The organism is Citrobacter sp. Cpo032, assembly GCF_030332975.1.
Taxonomy (GTDB): domain Bacteria; phylum Pseudomonadota; class Gammaproteobacteria; order Enterobacterales; family Enterobacteriaceae; genus Citrobacter; species Citrobacter portucalensis.
Genome location: NZ_JAOWGU010000045.1, coordinates 118,153 through 139,402, shown reverse-complemented (window position 1 = coordinate 139,402; position 21,250 = coordinate 118,153). Strand labels below are relative to the sequence as shown.

Genomic DNA, 21,250 nt, shown 5'->3' with positions numbered 1-21,250 from the left:
ATGGCGCTGCGCTTATCAGGCCTACGCGATGTGTGTAACTGTCATGTAGGCCGGATAAGGCGAAAAGACGCATCCGGCACCATTCAAAGGATAACCCGTAAATGAAGCAGCTCTCTTCACCGTTACAGCAGTACTGGCCGACCGTTGTTGAGCGGCTGCCAGCAGCAATATCTGAGTCCTCGCTTAGCGTTCAGGCGAAGTCAGTACTTACATTCAGCGATTTTGTCCGTGACAGCATTATTGCCCATCCCGAATGGCTGTCTGAGCTGGAAAGCGCTCCACCCCTGGCGGATGAATGGCAACACTATGCCGACTGGTTACAGCAAACATTGGCTGACGTTAGTGATGAAAACACGCTGATGCGTGAGTTACGCCTGTTTCGCCGTCGCATTATGGTGCGTATCGCCTGGGCACAGACGTTGTCGCTGGTGACCGAAGAGAGTATTTTGCAGCAGCTAAGCCATCTGGCTGAAACGTTGATCGTCGCCGCGCGCGACTGGTTATACGCTGCCTGCTGTCGCGAATGGGGTACGCCCTGTAATCCTGAAGGTGTGGCGCAGCCGCTGCTGATTTTAGGCATGGGGAAACTGGGCGGCGGCGAGCTGAATTTTTCCTCCGATATCGACCTGATTTTTGCCTGGCCAGAACATGGCAGCACACAGGGCGGGCGCCGCGAGCTGGATAACGCCCAGTTCTTTACCCGTATGGGCCAGCGGCTCATTAAGGTATTAGATCAGCCCACAATGGATGGGTTTGTCTATCGGGTGGATATGCGTTTACGCCCGTTTGGTGACAGCGGTCCGTTGGTACTGAGCTTCTCTGCGCTGGAGGATTATTACCAGGAGCAAGGGCGCGACTGGGAACGCTATGCGATGGTCAAAGCCCGCATTATGGGCGATGCCGACGGCACTTACGTCAGCGAGCTTCGTGCCATGCTGCGGCCTTTTGTTTTCCGTCGCTATATTGATTTCAGCGTGATCCAGTCGTTGCGTAACATGAAAGGGATGATTGCGCGTGAAGTGCGCCGCCGTGGTCTGAAAGACAACATCAAGCTGGGGGCGGGCGGTATTCGCGAAATCGAATTTATCGTGCAGGTATTCCAGCTGATTCGCGGCGGACGTGAACCGTCGCTGCAATCCCGCTCGCTGTTACCGACGCTTAGCGCCATCAATGCGCTGCACCTGCTGTCTGATACCGATACGGAACAACTGCGAGCAGCCTATCTCTATTTACGCCGCCTGGAAAACCTGCTGCAAAGCATCAATGATGAACAGACCCAAACGTTGCCAGGCGATGAACTGAATCGCGCGCGGCTGGCGTGGGGGATGAACGTTGATGACTGGCAGCAATTAACTGATGTGCTTGCCAATCATATGGACAACGTACGCCGGGTATTTAACGAGCTGATTGGCGATGACGAAGCTGAAAGCCAGGAAGAGTCGCTTTCAGAACAGTGGCGCGAACTGTGGCAGGACGCCTTACAGGAAGATGACACCACGCCGGTGCTGACGCATCTGGCGGATGACGATCGCCGGCGCGTGCTGTCTCTGATTGCTGATTTCCGCAAAGAGCTGGATAAACGCACCATTGGCCCACGCGGACGCCAGGTGCTGGATCATTTAATGCCGCATCTGCTGAGCGATGTCTGTACGCGTGACGATGCCTCAGTCCCGCTATCGCGCATTACCCCTCTGCTGGTGGGGATTGTTACCCGTACGACCTATCTGGAACTGCTGAGCGAATTCCCCGGGGCGCTGAAGCATCTGATTTCGCTCTGTGCGGCCTCGCCGATGGTCGCCAGCCAGCTGGCGCGGTATCCGCTGTTGCTCGATGAACTGCTGGATCCGAACACCCTGTATCAACCTACCGCGACGGATGCTTACCGTGATGAGCTGCGCCAGTATTTGCTGCGCGTGCCGGAAGATGACGAAGAGCAGCAACTTGAGGCTCTGCGCCAGTTTAAGCAAACGCAGCTACTGCGTATTGCCGCGGCCGATATCGCCGGTACACTGCCGGTGATGAAGGTGAGCGATCATTTAACCTGGCTGGCGGAAGCTATTATTGATGCGGTAGTCCAGCAGGCGTGGACGCAGATGGTCGCGCGCTACGGTCAACCCACTCATCTTAGCGAACGCGAGGGGCGTGGTTTTGCCGTCGTCGGCTATGGCAAACTGGGCGGTTGGGAGTTGGGTTACAGCTCGGATCTCGATTTGATCTTCCTGCATGACTGTCCGATGGACGTGATGACGGACGGTGAGCGTGAGATTGACGGGCGACAGTTCTATCTGCGTCTGGCGCAGCGCATTATGCACCTCTTTAGTACCCGTACTTCGTCCGGTATTTTGTACGAAGTGGATGCGCGTTTGCGTCCGTCAGGAGCGGCGGGGATGCTGGTGACATCAGCTGACGCTTTTGCCGATTATCAGCGTAACGAAGCCTGGACATGGGAGCATCAGGCTCTGGTGCGTGCTCGCGTAGTGTACGGCGACCCGCAGTTGACCTCTCAGTTTGATGCGATTCGTCGCGATATCATGACCCTCGTCCGTGATGGGAAAACCTTGCAGACCGAGGTGCGCGAAATGCGTGAGAAAATGCGTGCCCATTTGGGTAATAAGCATCGCGATCGTTTTGATATCAAAGCGGATGAAGGCGGCATCACAGATATTGAGTTTATTACGCAGTATCTGGTGCTGCGCTATGCGCATGAAAAACCGAAGCTGACGCGCTGGTCGGATAACGTGCGCATTCTGGAATTACTGGCGCAAAACGACATTATGGACGAGCAGGAAGCGCTGGCGCTTACCCGTGCTTATACGACGTTGCGTGATGAACTTCATCATCTTGCGTTGCAGGAACTTCCAGGCCATGTGGCGCTGGAGCACTTTGACGCTGAACGTACGCTGGTGCGTGACAGCTGGCGGAAGTGGCTGGTTGCCGAGTGAAGTGTGCTATTATCGCGCGCAAATTTTAAGACCCTCAGAGAATCTCTCAGGAGACAGGAATGAAAGTAACGCTGCCAGAGTTTGAACGTGCAGGAGTCATGGTTGTCGGTGATGTGATGCTGGATCGCTACTGGTACGGTCCTACCAGCCGTATTTCACCTGAAGCGCCGGTTCCGGTGGTGAAGGTCGATACCATCGAAGAACGTCCCGGTGGCGCAGCAAACGTGGCGATGAACATTGCCTCTCTGGGAGCGAATTCGCGTCTGGTGGGCCTGACCGGTATTGACGACGCGGCGCGTGCGCTGAGCAAAACACTGGCGGATGTGAACGTAAAATGCGATTTCGTTTCCGTGCCGACCCATCCGACGATCACCAAACTGCGCGTGCTTTCCCGCAACCAGCAGCTGATTCGCCTGGATTTCGAAGAAGGTTTTGAAGGCGTGGATCCGCAGCCGCTGCACGAGCGTATTAACCAGGCGCTGGGTTCTATCGGCGCTCTGGTGCTCTCCGACTACGCCAAAGGCGCGTTGGCAAGCGTGCAGCAGATGATTGCTCTGGCGCGTAAGGCTGGGGTGCCGGTGCTTATCGATCCGAAAGGAACCGATTTTGAACGCTACCGTGGCGCAACGCTGCTGACGCCGAACCTGTCTGAGTTTGAAGCGGTGGCGGGCAAGTGCAAAAGCGAAGATGAACTGGTTGAACGCGGCATGAAAGTGATTGCTGATTTCGACCTTTCCGCACTGCTGATCACGCGATCCGAGCAGGGGATGACGTTGCTGCAACCGGGCAAATCGCCGCTGCATATGCCGACCCAGGCGCAGGAAGTGTATGACGTGACCGGTGCAGGCGATACGGTTATCGGCGTGCTGGCGGCGACGCTGGCGGCGGGTAACTCACTGGAAGAGGCGTGCTATTTTGCTAACGCCGCAGCCGGTGTTGTCGTCGGTAAGCTGGGGACCTCTACCGTTTCTCCGATTGAACTGGAAAACGCCGTGCGCGGTCGGGCCGATACTGGCTTTGGCGTGATGAGCGAATCTGAGCTGAAACAGGCCGTTGCCAGCGCCCGCAAGCGCGGCGAGAAAGTGGTAATGACCAACGGCGTGTTCGACATCCTGCATGCGGGCCACGTTTCCTATCTGGCGAATGCGCGCAAGCTGGGCGATCGTCTGATCGTGGCGGTAAACAGCGATGCTTCGACCAAACGTCTGAAAGGCGAAACGCGTCCAGTCAACCCGCTGGAACAGCGTATGATCGTGCTGGGCGCGCTGGAATCCGTCGACTGGGTGGTCTCTTTTGAAGAAGATACGCCGCAGCGTCTGATTGCTGGCATTCTGCCGGATCTGCTGGTCAAAGGCGGCGACTATAAGCCAGAGCAGATTGCGGGCAGTGAAGAGGTGTGGGCGAACGGCGGTGAAGTGCTGGTGCTGAACTTCGAAGATGGCTGTTCTACGACAAATATCATTAAGAAGATCCAGAAAGACAGCGATAAATAACACCTGAAAAGTTTGCCGGATGGCGGTGTGAACACCTTATCCGGCCTACGTGACGTAACGTTTGTAGGCCGGATAAGACGCTTTCGCGTCGCCATCCGGCATTTTTACGTTTTATTCTTGAGCCACAGCGCTACTTTCCACTGATTTTAACAGCTCGGCCAGTGCTGACAGCGAACCGCTGGACAATCCAATTTCACTTAACAGCGAGTCAATCAGCGGCGCTTGTGTACGATAAGGAAGAGTTGTCGGAAACTGTGAACCAGAACGTTGATTTGCGCACAATATGTACAGAATAACTTCGTATCCAGGGAAATACTGAAATTAGAAAAAGCATATGGCCTTAGCAGATATTCAATAACTGGAGGGTATGCTCATGAACAGCAATATGTATTCACTGAACAATTTCGATTTCCTGGCCCGTAGTTTTGCCAGGATGCAGGCTGAGGGCCATCCCATTGATATCCAGGCGATAACCGGGAATATGGATGAAGAACATCGTAGCTGGTTTTGCAAACGCTATGCGCTGTACTGCCAGCAGGCGACGGAAGCCAGGAAGCTAGAACTGGAACACTAACAGAAAAACGGGCCTTGCGGCCCGTTGTCGTTTTTACTCTTGCGGATCAACTGACGGGATCGCGGGGGCTGGCTTAACTTCTGCCGTTTTATCACGTGATTCAAGCTCAGTCAGACGTTGCTCAAGCAGCGCCAGCTTTTCACGCGTGCGCAATAAAACCTGAGTCTGTACATCGAATTCTTCGCGGCTTACCAGATCCAGACGGGTCAGCTGTGACTGCAGCGTTTGACGAATTTTCTTCTCTACGTCTTCGCCAAACTCGCGGATCCCTTTCGGCATCGACTCGTGAACCTGACGAGCAATCTGCTCAATTTTTTTCGGGTCAATCATTGTGGTTTCCCTGAACTGGTACGTGTTGCTGCCTATTGTAGTGCGAACTGGCACAGGCATAAACCAGAATTGTGTGAAGCTAAGACGAGTAAAGGCGTTGATGAAGGTAATCAATAGCGTTATAGTTAACCCGCTTATTCTCAGGGCGGGGCGAAATTCCCCACCGGCGGTAAATCAACTGATGTTGAAAGCCCGCGAGCGCTTTTTGTTACGGCAAAAAGGTCAGCAGATCCGGTGTAATTCCGGGGCCGACGGTTAGAGTCCGGATGGGAGAGAGTAACGATCCAGTCGGGCATGGACCCGCTCACGTTATTTTTTTGCCGCTTAGACGGTACTCCTAAGACTGCCCTGATTCTGGTAACCATAATTTTAGTGAGGTTTTTTTACCATGAATCAGACGCTACTTTCCTCTTTTGGTACGCCTTTCGAACGTGTTGAACATGCGCTGTCTGCGCTGCGTGAAGGACGCGGTGTAATGGTGCTTGACGACGAAGACCGTGAAAACGAAGGCGATATGATTTTCCCGGCAGAAACCATGACCGTAGAACAGATGGCGCTGACCATCCGTCACGGTAGCGGTATTGTATGCCTGTGCATCACTGAAGACCGACGCAAACAGCTCGATCTGCCAATGATGGTGGAAAATAATACCAGCGCTTACGGTACCGGTTTTACCGTGACCATTGAAGCCGCAGAAGGCGTAACCACCGGCGTTTCCGCAGCAGACCGTGTTACTACGGTGCGTGCGGCAATTAAGGATGGCGCAAAACCTTCCGATCTTAACCGTCCGGGGCACGTTTTCCCGCTGCGTGCTCAGGCAGGCGGCGTGTTGACCCGCGGTGGTCATACTGAAGCAACCATCGACCTGATGACGCTGGCAGGGTTTAAACCAGCCGGTGTGCTGTGCGAACTGACCAATGATGACGGCACCATGGCCCGTGCGCCAGAGTGCATCGAATTTGCCGGTAAGCATAATATGGCTGTAGTGACTATCGAAGACCTGGTGGCTTACCGTCAGGCGCATGAGCGCAAAGCCAGCTAATTGCTGACTACCGCGACAACCGTGGTAGGGATAAAAAAACCGAAGTCAGTTTTCTGGCTTCGGTTTTTTGTTATTACAACCTGGCTATTTTTTTCTGGACAGTTTAAGTGCACAGGCTCCGCTCATTACCAGCAACAGCACTAAACACAAACCAAAAGCGAGCAGGCATGCCTGCGCCATATTCATAAAATGCCATGGCGGAAGCAGATACCAGCCTTCGGACTGCTGGTACAGATCGACAAACCACTTTTGCATACTGCTAAGCGCTACGCCATCAGGAACGACAGGTGCGTCATAGCCGCAATCTCCAGTGGGCTTAAACCATTCTGGAGCCCAGTTTGCCAGCGGCAAATTGAAAGGGAATGTCGGATCGGTGGAACATCCCTGTACGCCAAAGAGCGAATCCGGGTCCGGGTTATGTACCGCATAATGAATGCCATTAAGTTTGATAGAGAACTTAATGCCCATAATGCTGCCATAAAATGCCGCAATGCAGCCGACCAGTTTTAGAATGAGGTTTTTAGGGTTTATTGCCGCGATCAGCCCACCGAAAACCATCACAAACATGGCAAAGCGGATGTATACACATTGCTCGCAAGGGGCCATGTAGAGATAGATTTGGAAGAACGAGTGCGCCAGAATAATTAACCCACCCATGGCACAAGCCATTAGCAACCACAAAAAGCGTCGCTCCTGCCATCTCACCAGGGTATTAACCGGTGTGGTACATAAGTCTCGCCACAATCCTTTGATAAAATCCATAGCCGGTTCCCTGTTTATTTTGTCGCCAGCTCTCTGACAAGCTCAGCCATGGAATCAATCGATTTGATGCTTTTGGTGTAGATCAGGTACTTACCATTGACGACGTAAGCCGGAACCCCCTGGATTTTGGCAACATCATAAGCCGCTTTCCATTTTTCCAGTGTCTCCTGGACTACGGGTTCTTTTAAGGCGACCTCGAAATCTGCTTGGCTCATACCTGCAGCGTCCAGTCCTGTTTTGATGAATGAAGCGGGATCTTTACCGTCAGACCAGCGTTCTTTATTATCGTGGTAGGCAGTGTAGTAAGCAAACTTAGCTTTTTTGAACTGTGATTTGGCATCAAACAATGAAATTCCTGCGGCCTGATCCTTAGCAATCATTACTGCAAATACTTCACTGGCCTGTTTGCCGTATTCTCCTTTGGTCTCGAGATGAAACGGTGTGAAGGCGACGAGATCGGCAACTTTATCTGACACCGGACCGGTCACGGCTTTATCATATTTGTAGCAGAATGGGCAGGCGTAGCTGAATACTTTGATCAACGTTTTATCAGCATTGGGAATCGGTTTCTCCAGCACCATATAGTCAGTACCTTCAGTAAAAGCCGATGCTGCAAATGGTGATACCAGCGCTGCCGTTAATACCACGCTTTTAAATAATGAAGTAATCCATTTAGATGACATAATTAATCCTTAACCTAACGAAATTATTTAAACATTTGTTGTGGGCGAACCAGTAATGCGCGGTAGTGCGTTTGGTTTGGTTTATCGGAAAGGACATCAATTTCGACTTTGACTTCTTTTGTTTTGTAGTCAATTTCGTTGATTTTGCCGATGGTAGGCTGTCCAACGTCAAATAAATTAATAGAACCACCAAATCCAAACATCGTGTCGCGGTCTTTTTGATATTCAATTACCGACGTGATAGGACTGTAGAAATCATAACCACGCTCTTTCCCGTATTCCCAAACTTGCTGAACGGTTCCTTTTTTCTCGTCAATTTTATATTCGACGAATCGGGAGTATTTCATTGTTGGTAGTGCTGGTTGTTCGAGTCCACGCCCATCGCCATTGTCAAAGATGGTTAGCGTTCCTTTGCTGGAGAGCCAGGCGGTGTGTTGGGTGTAGGTAAAATCGAAATCAGTATTCTCGCACTTACCGTTTTCATCACACTTCAGCGCGTTGCCCTTATCATCAACCGGTTTTAACAGTTTGCTTGCCAGCGCCTTATTCCAGCCTTTAGACGGTGCCAGGATCCATTTCACCTGTTTATCGCGACCGATTTTGACGACACCCTGATGGCGGGAAGAAAGAATGATGGAGTCATCTTTAGCGTCATAGGCAATGGAGTTTACGTGAGCCCAGTTACGGCCCGCACCAACGCCGAGGGCGTCACCATAGGGGGTATCTGGCTCTAGTTTTGCCTGTTGGCCTGCATGAGCGAGATCCACGTTGACGCATACCGCGCCTGCGTCCAGAGCACCCAGCAGCGCGTCACGCATCGGGTCGAGAATTTGTGTCAGATCCCATACGTCAACAACACGTCCAGATTTATCGACTTCAATAATCTGGTCGCGGATGGTATGTACGTGAAGGCCATCTTCTTTGCGATAATCGCGTTTACCTACGCGTAGCAGTACGGTGCCGTTCACTGTTTCGACCGACTCATGTGAAGCATCCAGGAATCCGCGTGGCAGCTTATGGTCGGCCAGAACTTGCCCCAGCATATCGAATTCATACCAGTGCTGGCCCTGGACGGCGGTGAAGGTGCCTCGCGGTGTTTCACGAATACCCATCAGGTAGCCGCGCTTGTTGATATCCATGTCATGGCCGTCATAGAAGGTGTCCTGATCCAGCCACCACCGATATTCACCTTCCGTATCGACGACAAAGGTAAAGGGTGCGATATCAAAGGGGAGTGCTCCGCCAGCAGGACCCGCATCCAGGATGCCGGCATTTTTATCTTTTTCACCATGCCAGTGGAATTCTGCACCCTGCGGGGTAAAGGTGTGGGTATTCACCAGATAAAGACGATCTTCAAAACCCGGTGCTACTTTAATCACTTTTGTTTGCTGTAAATCAGATATAGAGCGGTTATCCATGTAGTGATTTACGATGGCGGAAGTTTGCACCACATAATCATCTTTCATGGCCTTACCGTTTTCTTTATATTCAACGGTTACCTTATTTGCGAACTTTTGATAAAGGCCAAAAATAGGAATGCCATCGTACGTGGCGAGTGACTCTTTGCCGACGGTATAAGTCACCGGAACGCCTTTTTCACCTTTACCATGGACGGTAACTTTAACATCTGAAATAACGTGGCTATCTAATTCAACCAGCGCAGTAAGCGGGGCATTTCCATAAGGGTCAACTACTATTGCGCCCAATTTTCCTGCAGGTTGGGCCGGTTGAAAACCAGCGGCAAGAGAGTTTCCTGCTGCTAATCCAAATGTCAGTGCCAGAGTCCCTGCCAGAAGTGTTTTTCGGTATTGTGTAAACATGGATATATCTCCTTATATTACCTATAAATATAATATTGCTGAATATATTATGTTTTTACTATTTGATAAAATAAAGCAGCATTGCTAATACTATTTTTGTAATGCATTAATTAATATTGATGAAATGTATTATTCTGCAGGAACTAATTTTTATTATTTTTTTGATAGTATGAGTGAGATATTTTAAGAACAATATTTATTATTGCGTAGTGTGATCTTGTCGACATTGTTTTAATTGTTTATAACGAGTTTAGCTAATAGCGTAGCCGCTGATTTATATGATCGAAATCATATATTTGTTTCTGAAATATGCCACTATATGAGTATGTCAGAATAAGTTTGTGTAAAATTTTAACGTTAAATGTTTAATGATGTTAAATTTTAAGGGTAAAAGAATGTTTATTGCCTGGTATTGGATTGTATTAATTGCACTCGTTGCGGTGGGGTATTATTGCCATATGAAACGTTATTGTCGGGCATTCCGCCAGGACAGAGATGCCTTACTTGAAGCGCGAAACAAACTCTTTCGCCGCTCTGGTGAAGATAACAGCGCGGTTAAGGAACAGGATTAGTCCTTCATATTCTGCTATGGATGAGCGGATGCTGTAAATTTGCAGGGTGGCATCCGCCCTCTGGATTATCCGATTCCCATCGACTGGAGGATGACGAGGCTTAATCCCATCACCGACATTCCACATAACACCCCATAACTAGGATTATTATTGGGATCGATCTCTTTTGCCAACGGCATCAATTCATCGACGGACAGCGCCACCATAATACCTGCGACAGCCGCCATTATTGCCGCCATCACCACTGGTGATATCAGGCTACCGAGAATTAACCACGCCAGTACGCCGCCCAGTATTTCTGCCATACCTGAAATCCCTGCCCAGAATATCGCCGTACGTTTGGAGCCTGTGGCGGCATAGACGGGACCCGCCACCGCTAATCCTTCAGGAATATTGTGCAATGCAACAGCGAGGGCAATACCAAAGCCCAGCTCAAGGTTGCTACTGGCGGTAACAAACGTCGCAATCCCTTCAGGAAAGTTGTGCAGGCTGATGCCGAGCGTTAATAAAATCGCGGTGCGTTTAATAGAGCCGGGTAGAGGCTGCGTTGTTTTTTGTACCAGATCCTGAGGGTGCGCGTGCGGCAATAGACGGTCCAGGCCAAAGTAGCCCAGTAAGCCGACGATAAACATTCCGTAGCCCAGCACTGGCGACATACCTTCAGCGGCCAGCGCAGCAGGTAGCATCTCCATAAGGGAGATCAGTAACATAATCCCGGCGGCGAAGCCTAAAGAAAAGGCGAGAACGCGGTTAGACGGTTTTTGCCCTAACACGCCGAGAAATGCGCCGATAAACGTGGCGGCACCTGCCAGTAAAGTCAGAAGTAAAGGTACTGACATCGACAAATAAAACTCCTTATCAATCTGCTATCCGGGTTGGATCGTCAAAATAACTGATGATCTTCATCATCGTTATCTGAGTTCTTCATCAACCGAATAAGCGTATTGTGGTGGTATCAAAATGACTCCCTCAGTAAGGATATCATCATGTCTTCAACTCGTATGCCAGCATTGTTTTTGGGTCACGGTAGCCCGATGAATGTTCTGGAAGATAACGTTTATACCCGTGCCTGGCAGCTACTGGGGGAAACGTTGCCGCGTCCGAAAGCCATTGTGGTGGTCTCGGCGCACTGGTTCACCCGTGGAACGGGTGTGACTGCGATGGAAGCCCCCAAAACGATCCACGATTTTGGCGGTTTTCCGCAAGCATTATATGACACCCATTACCCGGCTCCTGGCTCGCCTGAACTGGCGCAGCATCTGGTTGACTTACTTGCTCCAGTGCCTGTGACCCTGGACAAAGAAGCCTGGGGTTTTGACCACGGTTCCTGGGGCGTGCTGATCAAGATGTATCCGAATGCGGACATTCCGATGGTGCAGTTGAGTATCGACAGCACCAAACCCGCGTCATGGCATTTTGAAATGGGCCGTAAGCTGGCGGCGCTGCGTGATGAGGGCATTATGCTGGTGGCCAGTGGTAACGTGGTGCATAACCTGCGCACTGCGCGTTGGCACGGTGAGAACACGCCTTATCCGTGGGCGACTTCATTCAATGACTATGTTAAGGCAAACCTGACATGGCAGGGACCGGTTGAGCAGCACCCATTGGTGAACTATCTCGATCATGAAGGTGGATCGTTGTCGAACCCGACGCCGGATCACTATCTGCCGCTGCTGTATGTACTCGGGGCTTGGGACGGTAAAGAGTCTGTCACGATCCCGGTAGATGGTATTGAGATGGGAAGTTTAAGTATGTTGTCGGTGCAGGTTGGATGATGAATGCCCGATGGCACTGCGCTTATCGGGCATTAAGTTCGCGCCGTAGGCCGGGTAAGGCGAAGCCGCCACCCGGCACTCTCAATTATTCGACAAAAATATGCGGATAGAAACGTGACAGATCCTGCGTGATCAACGCGCGATCTTCACGAATGCCGATCCCGGCTGGTTGATCGTTGATCAGCCAGCTGCCAATCAGCATATAGCTGTCGCCAAACTTCGGTAGCTGATGGAACTGCTGCACGATCATGCCTTCTTCACCGTACGGTCCTTCCACGGATTCGATCGTTTTACCGTTCTCAACGATGGAGACGTTAGCCCCCTCGCGCGAGAAGATCGGTTTTACGACGAATTTATCCATCTGCGGATGATCGTCTTCGGCGAAGTACGCTGGCAGCAGGTTCGGATGGTCCGGGAACATTTCCCATAACAGAGGCAACAGTGCTTTGTTGGAGATAATGCTCTTCCAGGCCGGTTCCAGCCAGCGAACGCCAGCGTCTTCCAGCTTGGTGGAGAACATTTCACGCAGCATGAATTCCCACGGATAGAGCTTGAACAGGTTAGCGATTACCTGATCCTGCATGTCGGTGAACTGACCTTTTTCACCAAGACCAATATCTTCTACATAGAGGAATTCTGTTGCGATCTCAGCTTCGGCAGCGCAATCCTGCAGATACTGGATCGTACCGCGATCTTCTACCGTATCACGACAGCAGGTCAGATGAAGCAGTTGAAAACCATACTGCTCACGCAGCTCGGTGAAACGCTCGATCAGTTTTTCCTGCAGACTGTTGAACTGATCGCTGCCTTCCGGCAGGTTGCCCGCATTGAGCTGATCTTCCAGCCAGATCCACTGGAAAAACGCGGCTTCGTACAGCGAGGTTGGCGTATCGGCGTTGTTTTCTAAAAGCTTGGGTTCACCCGTGCCGTCCCACGCCAGATCGAGACGTGAATAGAGCGACGGTTGCTGTGTCTGCCAGGACTGGCGGACAAAGCCCCAGGTATGCTTCGGAATGCGAAACTTGGTCATCAACTCATCGCTGGCGATGACCTTTTCCACCACCTTGAGGCACATTTGATGCAGCTCTGCGGTGACCTCTTCCAGCTTTTCAACCTGAGCAAGAGTGAGCTTATAGTACGCGTCTTCACACCAGTAAGGCTCGCCGTACATAGTGTGAAAATTGAAACCGTATTCGGTGGCTTTGTCGCGCCAGTCCGGGCGCTCAACAATACTGACTCTTTCCATGACGATCAGCCACCCATTGAACGTGTGGTGGTGCCGCTTGCGCTACGCTGCATGGTGCTCTGTTTGGCCACAGACTCACCAAATCCGCCGCGGGTTACGGTAGAGGTGGTAGCTGGTTTCGGTGCCATAGCGGTTTTCGGTACGGTCATGGTGCGCCCCGGCGTTGCTGCACCGTAGTTTTTACCGCTGGCATCCGTGTATTTGCCGTAAGCCGGGCTGGCTGGGTTTTTCGAGCTGAACAGCGGTTGCTGAGCGCCCATTCCGCCGCCCATCAGTCGGCCCATCATGTAGCCCGCCATCAGCGGCATCCAGAAGCTGCCGCTGCTTTGATTCTGTGCCTGAGCCTGGCCTTCACCGGTCGGCGCCATACCTGCTTGCGCAGGAGCCTGCTGGCACTGGCCTTCGCCGAATTCAGCGATACAGTCTTCGCGTGTGGCGTATTTTGGCGCGGTACGTTCAGCTTCTTTCAGCGCATTGTTAAACGCGGTAGTACATTCGGCGCTTTTACCCGGATTCGCCGCAGAGCAGTCGTCAGCGTTCTGATAAAGCGAAACCGTTTCGTCGCTCTTTTCACAGCCCGCGAGCATAAACACAGCGGTAACTGCCAGGGCGACAGGAGTCAGATGGCGCGCGCTCCAGCTTTTGCGGAACGAGGCGTGATGTATAGATTTTGTCCGTTTCATTTATGTCTTCCAGTACCCAGTGGTAACTCTGCTCAGAATAGAGGATGACTGGTCGAAATTGAAGCGGTAAGAGGCGAGAATGCGGAAGAAGGGGCGGATCTTTACGTTGTCTTACGTTCAGACGGGGCCGAAGCCCCGTCATCAGCATCAGTTACGGAACGGGTTGTTGCCGGTGCTGCTGGTTGAACGTACTGCTGTCGGCTGCGCCGCAGGCGTCGCGCTGTTGGACGTATAACCGTCCGCCGCGGCATCTTGCTGCGCGTTTTCCGGCGCGATCGAATCCGGGGTCGTGGATACGGGTTTACCCAGCGTATTATTCAGTGCCACCAGATCCTGCTCGTTCAGCGTACCGAGCGCAGATTTGACGTTTAACTGGTTGATAAGATAGGTATAACGCGCATTCGCCAGTTGCTGCTTGGCGTTGTACAGCGTGGTGGTGGCATCCAACACATCCACAATGGTACGTGTACCTACGGAATAGCCGGCTTCCATCGCATCCAAAGAACTTTGTGCAGAGACAACCGCTTGTTTGTAAGCGTTAATGCTACTGATAGACGCATTAATGTTGTTGAACGAAGAACGAACGGTCTGCACCACGCTGCGGTGTGCGCTTTCCAGCTGTTCACTCGCGCCAACAAAGTTGTACTGCGCTTGTTTCACCTGCGAGTTAACCATTCCGCCCTGGTACAGCGGCAGCGAGAAGCTCAGACCGATTTTGTTCTGGCCCATGTTGCTGTCGTCATACTGGGAGCTGTTGGTTTTAGACCCGCTGTACGAGGTGTCAGATACCCCGGTAGAGGCGGTCAGGTCCAGAGTCGGTAAATGACCATCCTGTGCCAGACGAATCTGCTCACGTGCCAGATCCTGGCTCAAGCGGGCCTGCAATAACGACAGGTTGCGGTTTTCTGCTTCTTTCAGCAGCGCGTTTACCGCCTGCGGTTTGTTGGTTTTAAAACCATCAACGTTCAGTGAAGCCAGTTCCGGGTAGTAGTTACCGGTTACCTGGCGCAGCTGTTCTACCGCGTTATCCAGATTGTTACGCGCGGTAACTTCGTTCGCCAGTACAGTATCGTATTGTGAGCGGGCGTTTTGTACGTCAGTGATGGCAACCAGGCCAACGTTAAAACGCTGAGTGGTCTGATCTAACTGACGATAGACCGCATCTTTCTGTGCCTGGGTATAAGAAAGCACGTCAATTGCGTTCAGTACGTTAAAATAGGCCGTGGCGGTATTCAGGATCAGCGTTTGCTGATCGGTCTGATAGGTCACGTCCTGAATGCCTGCTGATTTTTCTTGCAGCGTTAGGGCACGCCATTTAGACATGTCAAAAATAGACTGAGTTAACTGCAAAGATGCGCTGGTGGCGTTGGAGTTGACGCCATTTGCATCACGGTAGCCATTGCTGTAGGTGTAATCGGCACCTAAACCCAGTTGCGGCAGTAATGGGCTACGCGCTTCGTTAATTTTTTCGAATGCAGCATCGCGATCGGCGGCGGATTTACGCAATTCCGGGTTGCTCAGGCGTGCTTGCTGATAAACCTGCATCAGGTTTTCTGCCTGGCTCAAAGTACTGAACCCCGACAGGCTCAGGCCGATAAGGATGGGGAGCAATTTCTTCATTTGCATTCCTTGTTGTGAAGCAGTATTTAGCGCTGATCAAATTGTAAAAATATTTGCTGATTCTAGCAGAATCCGCCACTTCAAAAAGTTGGCGTTACGTGCCATACGGCGTTAATTTGCATCAATTTAACACAAGGGCGTTCAAACATCAGTCAAACGACCTTGAAATTCACATTTTAATCACTATTGGTTTCAGGACAGCACAATGAGTAAACCAGACAACTTGCCAATGACTTTCACTAAAAATGATGTAGAAATTATTGCACGAGAAAAGCTATACCGCGGTTTTTTTTCACTGGATCTTTATCGGTTTCGCCATCGCCTGTTTAACGGGGGGATGAGTGGCGAGGTAACACGCGAAATTTTTGAGCGCGGACACGCGGCAGTCTTGCTACCCTTTGACCCTGAGCGAGATGAAGTTGTGCTGGTCGAGCAGATCCGTATCGCGGCATTTGATACCAGCGAAAGCCCGTGGTTACTGGAAATGGTGGCCGGGATGATCGAAGAGGGCGAAACCGTTGAAGATGTAGCCCGTCGTGAAGCAATGGAAGAGGCCGGGCTGGAAGTTAAACGGACGAAGCCCGTTCTGAGCTATCTGGCAAGCCCGGGTGGCACCAGTGAGCGCCTGTCTATTTTAGTCGGCGAAGTGGACGCCACGACCGCGAGCGGGATCCATGGTCTGGCTGATGAAAACGAAGATATTCGTGTTCATGTGGTAAGCCGGGAACAGGCTTACCAATGGGTAGAAGAGGGGAAAATCGACAACGCAGCGTCTGTCATCGCCTTGCAATGGTTACAGCTGCACTATCAAGAGTTAAAAACTGAGTGGAAAAAATGAAGCGTTACACACCTGACTTCCCTGAAATGATGCGTCTGTGCGAAACCAACTATTCGCAATTGCGCCGCCTGCTGCCACGTAATGATGCAGCCGGTGAAACAGTGAGCTATCAGGTAGCAAACGCACAATATCGGTTAACGATCGTGGAATCGACCCGATACACTACGCTTGTTGCGATCGAACAAACGGCACCGGCCGTCACATACTGGAGCCTGCCTTCATTGACCGTGCGCCTGTATCATGACGCAAGGGTGGCTGAAGTGTGTTCAAGTCAGCAGATCTTTCGCTTCAAAGCGCGGTATGATTATCCAAATAAAAAGTTGCATCAACGCGACGAAAAGCATCAAATTAATCAGTTTTTGGCCGACTGGTTACGGTACTGTTTAGCACATGGAGCGATGGCGATTCCGGTTTATTAGCGTCGTGAAACCTAAGGACACCATTTGGAAAGCCTGTTAACCCTTCCTTTGGCTGGTGAGGCCAGAGTCAGGATCTTACAAATTACAGATACTCACCTGTTTGCCGAAAAGCATGAAACGCTGCTGGGTGTGAACACCTGGGACAGCTATCAATCCGTACTGGATGCAATACATGCAGAGTCGCCTGAGTACGATCTGATCGTCGCGACAGGTGATTTGGCGCAGGATCAATCCGCTGCGGCTTATCAGCATTTTGCTGAGGGCATCGCAAGTTTTCGTGCGCCCTGCGTTTGGCTACCGGGCAATCACGATTTTCAGCCGGCAATGTACAGCGCGCTGCAGGATGCGGGCATTTCCCCGGCCAAACGCGTTTTCATTGGCGAACAGTGGCAAATATTGTTGCTGGACAGCCAGGTGTTCGGCGTTCCCCACGGTGAGTTAAGTGAATTCCAGCTCGAATGGCTGGAGCGTAAACTTGCTGATGCGCCAGAGCGTAATACCTTGCTGCTTCTGCATCATCATCCTCTGCCTGCGGGCTGCAGCTGGCTCGATCAGCACAGTCTGCGTAATGCCGCTGAGCTGGATAACGTGCTGGTGAATTATCCTCGCGCCAGGTATCTATTGTGCGGGCATATTCATCAGGAACTGGATCTGGACTGGAACGGTCGCCGTCTGCTGGCGACGCCGTCGACCTGCGTGCAGTTTAAACCGCACTGTTCCAACTTCACATTGGATACCATCAGCCCAGGCTGGCGGACGCTGGAGCTTTTTGCCGACGGGACGTTGCAGACTCAGGTACGTCGTCTGCAGGGTAATCGGTTCCACCCTGATACCGCTTCAGAAGGCTACTGATGTCTACGCTTCTCTATCTTCACGGATTTAATAGCTCTCCTCGTTCGGCGAAGGCGTGTTTACTGAAAAACTGGCTGGCGGAACACCACCCGCACGTTGAGATGATCGTGCCGCAGCTACCTCCGTATCCTGCGCAAGCCGCAGAGATGCTGGAATCGATCATTCTTGAACACGGCGGAGAGTCGCTGGGGATTGTCGGTTCCTCTTTAGGCGGCTATTACGCCACCTGGCTGTCGCAATGTTTTATACTGCCGGCAGTGGTGGTGAACCCTGCCGTACGGCCTTATGAACTGCTGGTCGACTATCTCGGTCAAAACGAGAACCCCTACACGGGGCAGCAATATGTGCTAGAGTCACGCCATATTTACGATCTTAAAGTCATGCAGATTGACCCGCTGGAAGCGCCGGATTTGATCTGGCTGCTCCAACAAACGGGCGATGAAGTGTTGGACTACCGCCAGGCGGTGGCGTATTACGCCTCCTGCCGTCAGACAGTTATTGAGGGCGGAAACCACGCATTCACGGGCTTCGAAGATTATTTCAACCCGATTGTCGATTTCCTTGGACTGCACAGTTTCTGACGATCAATTCGAATTGCTTATTTAAACCATGACGCAAACTTATAACGCTGATGCCATTGAGGTACTCACTGGGCTTGAGCCGGTACGCCGTCGCCCTGGGATGTACACCGATACGACCCGTCCGAACCATCTTGGGCAGGAAGTGATTGATAACAGTGTGGATGAAGCACTGGCGGGCCACGCAAAACGCGTGGACGTGATCTTACATGCCGACCAGTCTCTGGAAGTCATTGATGACGGACGCGGCATGCCGGTAGATATTCACCCTGAAGAAGGCGTTCCGGCGGTTGAGCTGATCCTCTGTCGTCTGCACGCGGGCGGCAAGTTCTCTAACAAGAACTACCAGTTCTCCGGTGGTCTGCACGGTGTGGGTATCTCCGTTGTTAACGCCCTGTCCAAACGTGTGGAAGTGAACGTGCGCCGCGACGGGCAGGTATACAACATCGCGTTTGAGAATGGCGATAAAGTGCAGGATTTACAGGTTGTCGGTACCTGCGGCAAACGCAATACCGGGACCAGCGTGCACTTCTGGCCGGATGAAAGCTTCTTTGACAGCCCACGTTTTTCTGTTTCGCGCTTAACGCACGTACTGAAAGCAAAAGCGGTACTGTGCCCAGGCGTTGAGATCACTTTTAAGGATGAGGTCAACAACAGCGAGCAGCGCTGGTGCTACCAGGATGGTCTGAATGACTATCTGAGCGAAGCGGTGAATGGCCTACCGACACTGCCGGAAAAACCGTTTATCGGTAATTTCAGCGGTGAGACGGAGACGGTGGACTGGGCGCTGCTCTGGCTGCCGGAAGGTGGCGAGCTGCTGACCGAAAGCTATGTGAACCTGATCCCAACCATGCAGGGCGGTACGCACGTTAACGGTCTGCGTCAGGGACTGCTGGATGCGATGCGCGAGTTCTGCGAATACCGTAACATCCTGCCGCGTGGCGTGAAGCTGTCGGCGGAAGATATCTGGGATCGCTGTGCTTATGTGTTGTCGGTAAAAATGCAGGATCCGCAGTTTGCCGGACAAACCAAAGAGCGCCTCTCTTCGCGTCAGTGTGCGGCATTCGTCTCTGGCGTGGTGAAAGATGCATTCAGTTTGTGGTTGAACCAGAACGTGCAGTCAGCCGAACTGCTGGCTGAGATGGCGATTTCCAGCGCGCAGCGTCGTCTGCGTGCGGCGAAAAAAGTAGTGCGTAAAAAGCTGACCAGCGGTCCGGCGCTGCCGGGTAAACTGGCGGACTGTACCGCACAGGATCTTAATCGCACCGAACTGTTCCTTGTCGAAGGTGACTCGGCGGGCGGATCGGCCAAGCAGGCGCGCGATCGTGAATATCAGGCGATCATGCCGCTGAAAGGTAAGATCCTCAATACCTGGGAAGTCTCTTCCGATGAAGTGCTGGCTTCGCAGGAGGTTCACGATATTTCCGTGGCGATCGGTATCGATCCTGACAGCGACGATCTAAGCCAATTGCGCTACGGCAAGATCTGTATCCTGGCGGATGCGGACTCCGATGGTCTGCACATCGCTACGCTGCTGTGCGCGCTGTTTGTGAAGCACTTCCGCACGCTGGTGAAACACGGTCACGTCTACGTGGCGCTGCCGCCGTTATACCGTATCGACCTCGGTAAAGAGGTGTATTACGCGCTGACGGAAGAAGAGAAAGCGGGCGTACTGGAGCAGTTAAAGCGCAAGAAAGGCAAGCCGAACGTGCAGCGCTTTAAAGGTCTGGGTGAAATGAACCCGATGCAGCTTCGTGAAACTACGCTGGATCCGAACACCCGTCGCCTGGTGCAGCTCATTATCGATGATGAAGACGATCAGCGCACCAACGCAATGATGGATATGCTGCTGGCCAAGAAGCGTTCTGAAGATCGTCGTAACTGGTTGCAGGAGAAAGGCGACCTGGCGGATCTCGAAGGGTAATTGCATGTAGAAAAGCCGGAGACGGGCGTAAAATGCCTTATCCGGCTCTCATCTGACGAAGCGAGTTATGCCGGATAGCTAAGCGTCACCCGGCAAATCGACAATCTTAAATGCCCGACTCCAGAATACGAATATTCATGTCCAGCACGTCACCTTTCACGGCTTCGCTGTAGGCTTTCATATGCGGGGTCTGCAAATGCGCTTCAAGATGCGCGATGCTTTCCCACTGCTCAACCATCACGATTGAATCTGGCGCTGTGGTCTGAAAACTCACACCTGCGGCGTGATCCACCATCGGCGCATAGCCGTGGCAGCCTTCTTCTTTCAGTACGGTCGGAACGATTTTGGCAAACTGATCCAGTACCGCCTGGCGGTGATGTTGACCTGGACGTGTACGGATTTCTGCAATAACGGTAAGCATGGTTAACTCCTTCTAATTCCAGGTTACCAGTTAACCAAAAATTTCGGTCAGATGCTTGCGATATTCTGCGATATAACGCGGGACGTCCGGCATTTTAATCACGTCATTGGTGATAAAGGTCGGCAGCGCTTCCATTCCCAGGAACTGGTTTGCTTTATGGAACGGGAGATAGACGCCATCAACGCCAACGCCATGGAAGAACTGGTCTTTTTCAGTGAAGGCTTCCATCGGTGCGTTCCAGGTCAGGGACAGCATGTATTTTTTGCCCTGAATCAGCCCGCCGGAGCCGTATTTTTTTGAGGCATCTGAACGTGTGCGGCCGTCGCTGGCGTACAGCGTACCGTGACCTTCGGTAAACACGTCATCGATGTATTTTTTCACGGTCCACGGTGCGCCCATCCACCAGCCTGGCATCTGCCAGATAACCGCATCGGCCCAGACGAAATTCTGCACTTCTGCTTTTACGTCATAATCGCTGTCTGCGCGTACGACTTTAACATCATGCCCGAGGTCGCGCAGGATACCGTCCGCGACCTCGGTCAGGGTGTCATTCAGTTGACCATTAGAATGGCCGAATTTTTTCGCCCCGTTGATAATCAGAATGTTGCTCATTTTGTGTCCTCAAGGAAATACGTTTGAGGACGATTTTACTCCCACCAGCGGTACGGTGAAATTA

General features: G+C 51.9%; 21 protein-coding genes, 1 pseudogene and 1 riboswitch. Of the genes and pseudogenes, 11 read left to right on the top strand and 11 right to left on the bottom strand.

Annotated features, from left to right (window positions below):
• The first annotated feature begins 101 nt into the window (after window positions 1–101).
• Both glnE and hldE read left to right on the top strand, forming a co-directional pair.
• Window positions 102–2,942 carry a bifunctional [glutamate--ammonia ligase]-adenylyl-L-tyrosine phosphorylase/[glutamate--ammonia-ligase] adenylyltransferase gene (gene glnE / locus OGY33_RS14185; RefSeq protein ID WP_149608034.1) on the top strand — a complete coding sequence of 947 codons (2,841 nt, stop codon included), beginning with the start codon at window positions 102–104 and terminating at the stop codon, window positions 2,940–2,942.
• A 59-nt stretch (window positions 2,943–3,001) separates the two neighbouring features.
• A complete protein-coding gene (gene hldE / locus OGY33_RS14180; protein WP_048215525.1) occupies window positions 3,002–4,435 on the top strand; it encodes a bifunctional D-glycero-beta-D-manno-heptose-7-phosphate kinase/D-glycero-beta-D-manno-heptose 1-phosphate adenylyltransferase HldE in 1,434 nt (477 codons plus the stop codon).
• Between the two features lie 111 nt (window positions 4,436–4,546).
• Here the strand turns inward: hldE and OGY33_RS14175 are convergent.
• Window positions 4,547–4,675 (bottom strand): annotated as a pseudogene (locus OGY33_RS14175) (hypothetical protein); the annotation flags it as partial.
• A 127-nt stretch (window positions 4,676–4,802) separates the two neighbouring features.
• Here OGY33_RS14175 and glgS point away from each other — a divergent pair.
• The gene (glgS, locus tag OGY33_RS14170; RefSeq protein WP_008785836.1) at window positions 4,803–5,009 is read left to right on the top strand and encodes a cell surface composition regulator GlgS; all 207 of its coding nucleotides are present in this window, start codon (window positions 4,803–4,805) and stop codon (window positions 5,007–5,009) included.
• Between the two features lie 33 nt (window positions 5,010–5,042).
• Here the strand turns inward: glgS and ubiK are convergent, their stop codons facing one another.
• On the bottom strand, window positions 5,043–5,339 hold the full coding sequence (gene ubiK / locus OGY33_RS14165) for a ubiquinone biosynthesis accessory factor UbiK (protein ID WP_048215526.1): 297 nt from the start codon (window positions 5,337–5,339) through the stop codon (window positions 5,043–5,045).
• Between the two features lie 132 nt (window positions 5,340–5,471).
• Window positions 5,472–5,621: riboswitch (FMN riboswitch) on the top strand.
• 106 nt (window positions 5,622–5,727) lie between these two features.
• On the opposite strand from ubiK, the gene ribB reads away from it, so the two are divergent.
• On the top strand, window positions 5,728–6,381 hold the full coding sequence (gene ribB / locus OGY33_RS14160) for a 3,4-dihydroxy-2-butanone-4-phosphate synthase (protein WP_003828424.1): 654 nt from the start codon (window positions 5,728–5,730) through the stop codon (window positions 6,379–6,381).
• Between the two features lie 84 nt (window positions 6,382–6,465).
• Here the strand turns inward: ribB and dsbI are convergent, their stop codons facing one another.
• Genes dsbI through assT form a run of 3 tightly spaced genes read right to left on the bottom strand, consistent with a single transcriptional unit; the run spans window position 6,466 to window position 9,646 of the window.
• Complete coding sequence (gene dsbI / locus OGY33_RS14155) at window positions 6,466–7,143, bottom strand: protein-disulfide oxidoreductase DsbI (RefSeq protein ID WP_191238114.1); 678 nt, start codon at window positions 7,141–7,143, stop codon at window positions 6,466–6,468.
• A 14-nt stretch (window positions 7,144–7,157) separates the two neighbouring features.
• Complete coding sequence (locus OGY33_RS14150) at window positions 7,158–7,826, bottom strand: thiol:disulfide interchange protein DsbA/DsbL (protein WP_191238115.1); 669 nt, start codon at window positions 7,824–7,826, stop codon at window positions 7,158–7,160.
• A gap of 23 nt (window positions 7,827–7,849) precedes the next feature.
• On the bottom strand, window positions 7,850–9,646 hold the full coding sequence (gene assT / locus OGY33_RS14145) for an arylsulfate sulfotransferase AssT (protein ID WP_048215529.1): 1,797 nt from the start codon (window positions 9,644–9,646) through the stop codon (window positions 7,850–7,852).
• Window positions 9,647–10,041: 395 nt separating this feature from the next.
• Here assT and OGY33_RS14140 point away from each other — a divergent pair, with 395 nt between their 5' ends.
• Window positions 10,042–10,218: a hypothetical protein gene (locus OGY33_RS14140; protein ID WP_071446370.1), complete on the top strand. Its 177-nt coding sequence runs from the start codon at window positions 10,042–10,044 to the stop codon at window positions 10,216–10,218.
• Window positions 10,219–10,283: 65 nt separating this feature from the next.
• On the opposite strand, the gene zupT is transcribed toward OGY33_RS14140, so the two are convergent.
• Window positions 10,284–11,057: a zinc transporter ZupT gene (gene zupT, locus OGY33_RS14135; RefSeq protein ID WP_003024600.1), complete on the bottom strand. Its 774-nt coding sequence runs from the start codon at window positions 11,055–11,057 to the stop codon at window positions 10,284–10,286.
• Between the two features lie 147 nt (window positions 11,058–11,204).
• On the opposite strand from zupT, the gene ygiD reads away from it, so the two are divergent.
• Window positions 11,205–11,993 (top strand): 4,5-DOPA-extradiol-dioxygenase, encoded by a 789-nt coding sequence (gene ygiD, locus OGY33_RS14130; RefSeq protein WP_286571799.1) that lies wholly within the window; start codon window positions 11,205–11,207, stop codon window positions 11,991–11,993.
• Window positions 11,994–12,078: 85 nt separating this feature from the next.
• Here the strand turns inward: ygiD and OGY33_RS14125 are convergent, their stop codons facing one another.
• The 3 genes from OGY33_RS14125 to tolC form a co-directional block, all read right to left on the bottom strand.
• Window positions 12,079–13,239, bottom strand: a complete 1,161-nt coding sequence (locus OGY33_RS14125) for a glutathionylspermidine synthase family protein (RefSeq protein WP_008785828.1) — start codon at window positions 13,237–13,239, stop codon at window positions 12,079–12,081.
• 5 nt (window positions 13,240–13,244) lie between these two features.
• On the bottom strand, window positions 13,245–13,922 hold the full coding sequence (locus tag OGY33_RS14120; protein ID WP_003024591.1) for a DUF1190 family protein: 678 nt from the start codon (window positions 13,920–13,922) through the stop codon (window positions 13,245–13,247).
• Between the two features lie 147 nt (window positions 13,923–14,069).
• Window positions 14,070–15,548: an outer membrane channel protein TolC gene (tolC, locus tag OGY33_RS14115; protein ID WP_095533102.1), complete on the bottom strand. Its 1,479-nt coding sequence runs from the start codon at window positions 15,546–15,548 to the stop codon at window positions 14,070–14,072.
• A 199-nt stretch (window positions 15,549–15,747) separates the two neighbouring features.
• On the opposite strand from tolC, the gene nudF reads away from it, so the two are divergent.
• The 5 genes from nudF to parE are packed head-to-tail and all read left to right on the top strand — an operon-like array spanning window position 15,748 to window position 20,153.
• A complete protein-coding gene (gene nudF / locus OGY33_RS14110) occupies window positions 15,748–16,380 on the top strand; it encodes an ADP-ribose diphosphatase (protein WP_048215533.1) in 633 nt (210 codons plus the stop codon).
• Entirely contained in the window at window positions 16,377–16,799 is a 423-nt protein-coding gene (locus tag OGY33_RS14105) for a DUF1249 family protein (protein WP_003024582.1), read from the top strand. Before nudF ends, OGY33_RS14105 begins: the two co-directional genes overlap by 4 nt.
• A gap of 24 nt (window positions 16,800–16,823) precedes the next feature.
• On the top strand, window positions 16,824–17,651 hold the full coding sequence (gene cpdA / locus OGY33_RS14100; protein WP_008785825.1) for a 3',5'-cyclic-AMP phosphodiesterase: 828 nt from the start codon (window positions 16,824–16,826) through the stop codon (window positions 17,649–17,651).
• Window positions 17,651–18,232: an esterase YqiA gene (gene yqiA / locus OGY33_RS14095; protein ID WP_043017640.1), complete on the top strand. Its 582-nt coding sequence runs from the start codon at window positions 17,651–17,653 to the stop codon at window positions 18,230–18,232. Before cpdA ends, yqiA begins: the two co-directional genes overlap by 1 nt.
• Window positions 18,233–18,260: 28 nt before the next feature.
• Window positions 18,261–20,153: a DNA topoisomerase IV subunit B gene (gene parE / locus OGY33_RS14090; protein ID WP_003024571.1), complete on the top strand. Its 1,893-nt coding sequence runs from the start codon at window positions 18,261–18,263 to the stop codon at window positions 20,151–20,153.
• A 106-nt stretch (window positions 20,154–20,259) separates the two neighbouring features.
• Here parE and OGY33_RS14085 read toward each other — a convergent pair whose 3' ends face one another.
• Together OGY33_RS14085 and OGY33_RS14080 are read right to left on the bottom strand one after the other, a co-directional pair.
• Window positions 20,260–20,574, bottom strand: coding sequence for a putative quinol monooxygenase (locus OGY33_RS14085; protein WP_003024557.1), 315 nt, complete (start codon window positions 20,572–20,574; stop codon window positions 20,260–20,262).
• Between the two features lie 30 nt (window positions 20,575–20,604).
• A complete protein-coding gene (locus tag OGY33_RS14080; RefSeq protein WP_003828397.1) occupies window positions 20,605–21,186 on the bottom strand; it encodes an NAD(P)H-dependent oxidoreductase in 582 nt (193 codons plus the stop codon).
• Between the last annotated feature and the right edge of the window lie 64 nt (window positions 21,187–21,250).

Coding starts and splice junctions, on each gene's coding strand:
- glnE (WP_149608034.1), top strand. CDS start 102: ATGAAGCAGCTCTCTTCACCGTTACAGCAGTACTGGCCGACCGTTGTT.
- hldE (WP_048215525.1), top strand. CDS start 3,002: ATGAAAGTAACGCTGCCAGAGTTTGAACGTGCAGGAGTCATGGTTGTC.
- glgS (WP_008785836.1), top strand. CDS start 4,803: ATGCTCATGAACAGCAATATGTATTCACTGAACAATTTCGATTTCCTG.
- ubiK (WP_048215526.1), bottom strand. CDS start 5,339: ATGATTGACCCGAAAAAAATTGAGCAGATTGCTCGTCAGGTTCACGAG.
- ribB (WP_003828424.1), top strand. CDS start 5,728: ATGAATCAGACGCTACTTTCCTCTTTTGGTACGCCTTTCGAACGTGTT.
- dsbI (WP_191238114.1), bottom strand. CDS start 7,143: ATGGATTTTATCAAAGGATTGTGGCGAGACTTATGTACCACACCGGTT.
- OGY33_RS14150 (WP_191238115.1), bottom strand. CDS start 7,826: ATGTCATCTAAATGGATTACTTCATTATTTAAAAGCGTGGTATTAACG.
- assT (WP_048215529.1), bottom strand. CDS start 9,646: ATGTTTACACAATACCGAAAAACACTTCTGGCAGGGACTCTGGCACTG.
- OGY33_RS14140 (WP_071446370.1), top strand. CDS start 10,042: ATGTTTATTGCCTGGTATTGGATTGTATTAATTGCACTCGTTGCGGTG.
- zupT (WP_003024600.1), bottom strand. CDS start 11,057: ATGTCAGTACCTTTACTTCTGACTTTACTGGCAGGTGCCGCCACGTTT.
- ygiD (WP_286571799.1), top strand. CDS start 11,205: ATGTCTTCAACTCGTATGCCAGCATTGTTTTTGGGTCACGGTAGCCCG.
- OGY33_RS14125 (WP_008785828.1), bottom strand. CDS start 13,239: ATGGAAAGAGTCAGTATTGTTGAGCGCCCGGACTGGCGCGACAAAGCC.
- OGY33_RS14120 (WP_003024591.1), bottom strand. CDS start 13,922: ATGAAACGGACAAAATCTATACATCACGCCTCGTTCCGCAAAAGCTGG.
- tolC (WP_095533102.1), bottom strand. CDS start 15,548: ATGCAAATGAAGAAATTGCTCCCCATCCTTATCGGCCTGAGCCTGTCG.
- nudF (WP_048215533.1), top strand. CDS start 15,748: ATGAGTAAACCAGACAACTTGCCAATGACTTTCACTAAAAATGATGTA.
- OGY33_RS14105 (WP_003024582.1), top strand. CDS start 16,377: ATGAAGCGTTACACACCTGACTTCCCTGAAATGATGCGTCTGTGCGAA.
- yqiA (WP_043017640.1), top strand. CDS start 17,651: ATGTCTACGCTTCTCTATCTTCACGGATTTAATAGCTCTCCTCGTTCG.
- parE (WP_003024571.1), top strand. CDS start 18,261: ATGACGCAAACTTATAACGCTGATGCCATTGAGGTACTCACTGGGCTT.
- OGY33_RS14085 (WP_003024557.1), bottom strand. CDS start 20,574: ATGCTTACCGTTATTGCAGAAATCCGTACACGTCCAGGTCAACATCAC.
- OGY33_RS14080 (WP_003828397.1), bottom strand. CDS start 21,186: ATGAGCAACATTCTGATTATCAACGGGGCGAAAAAATTCGGCCATTCT.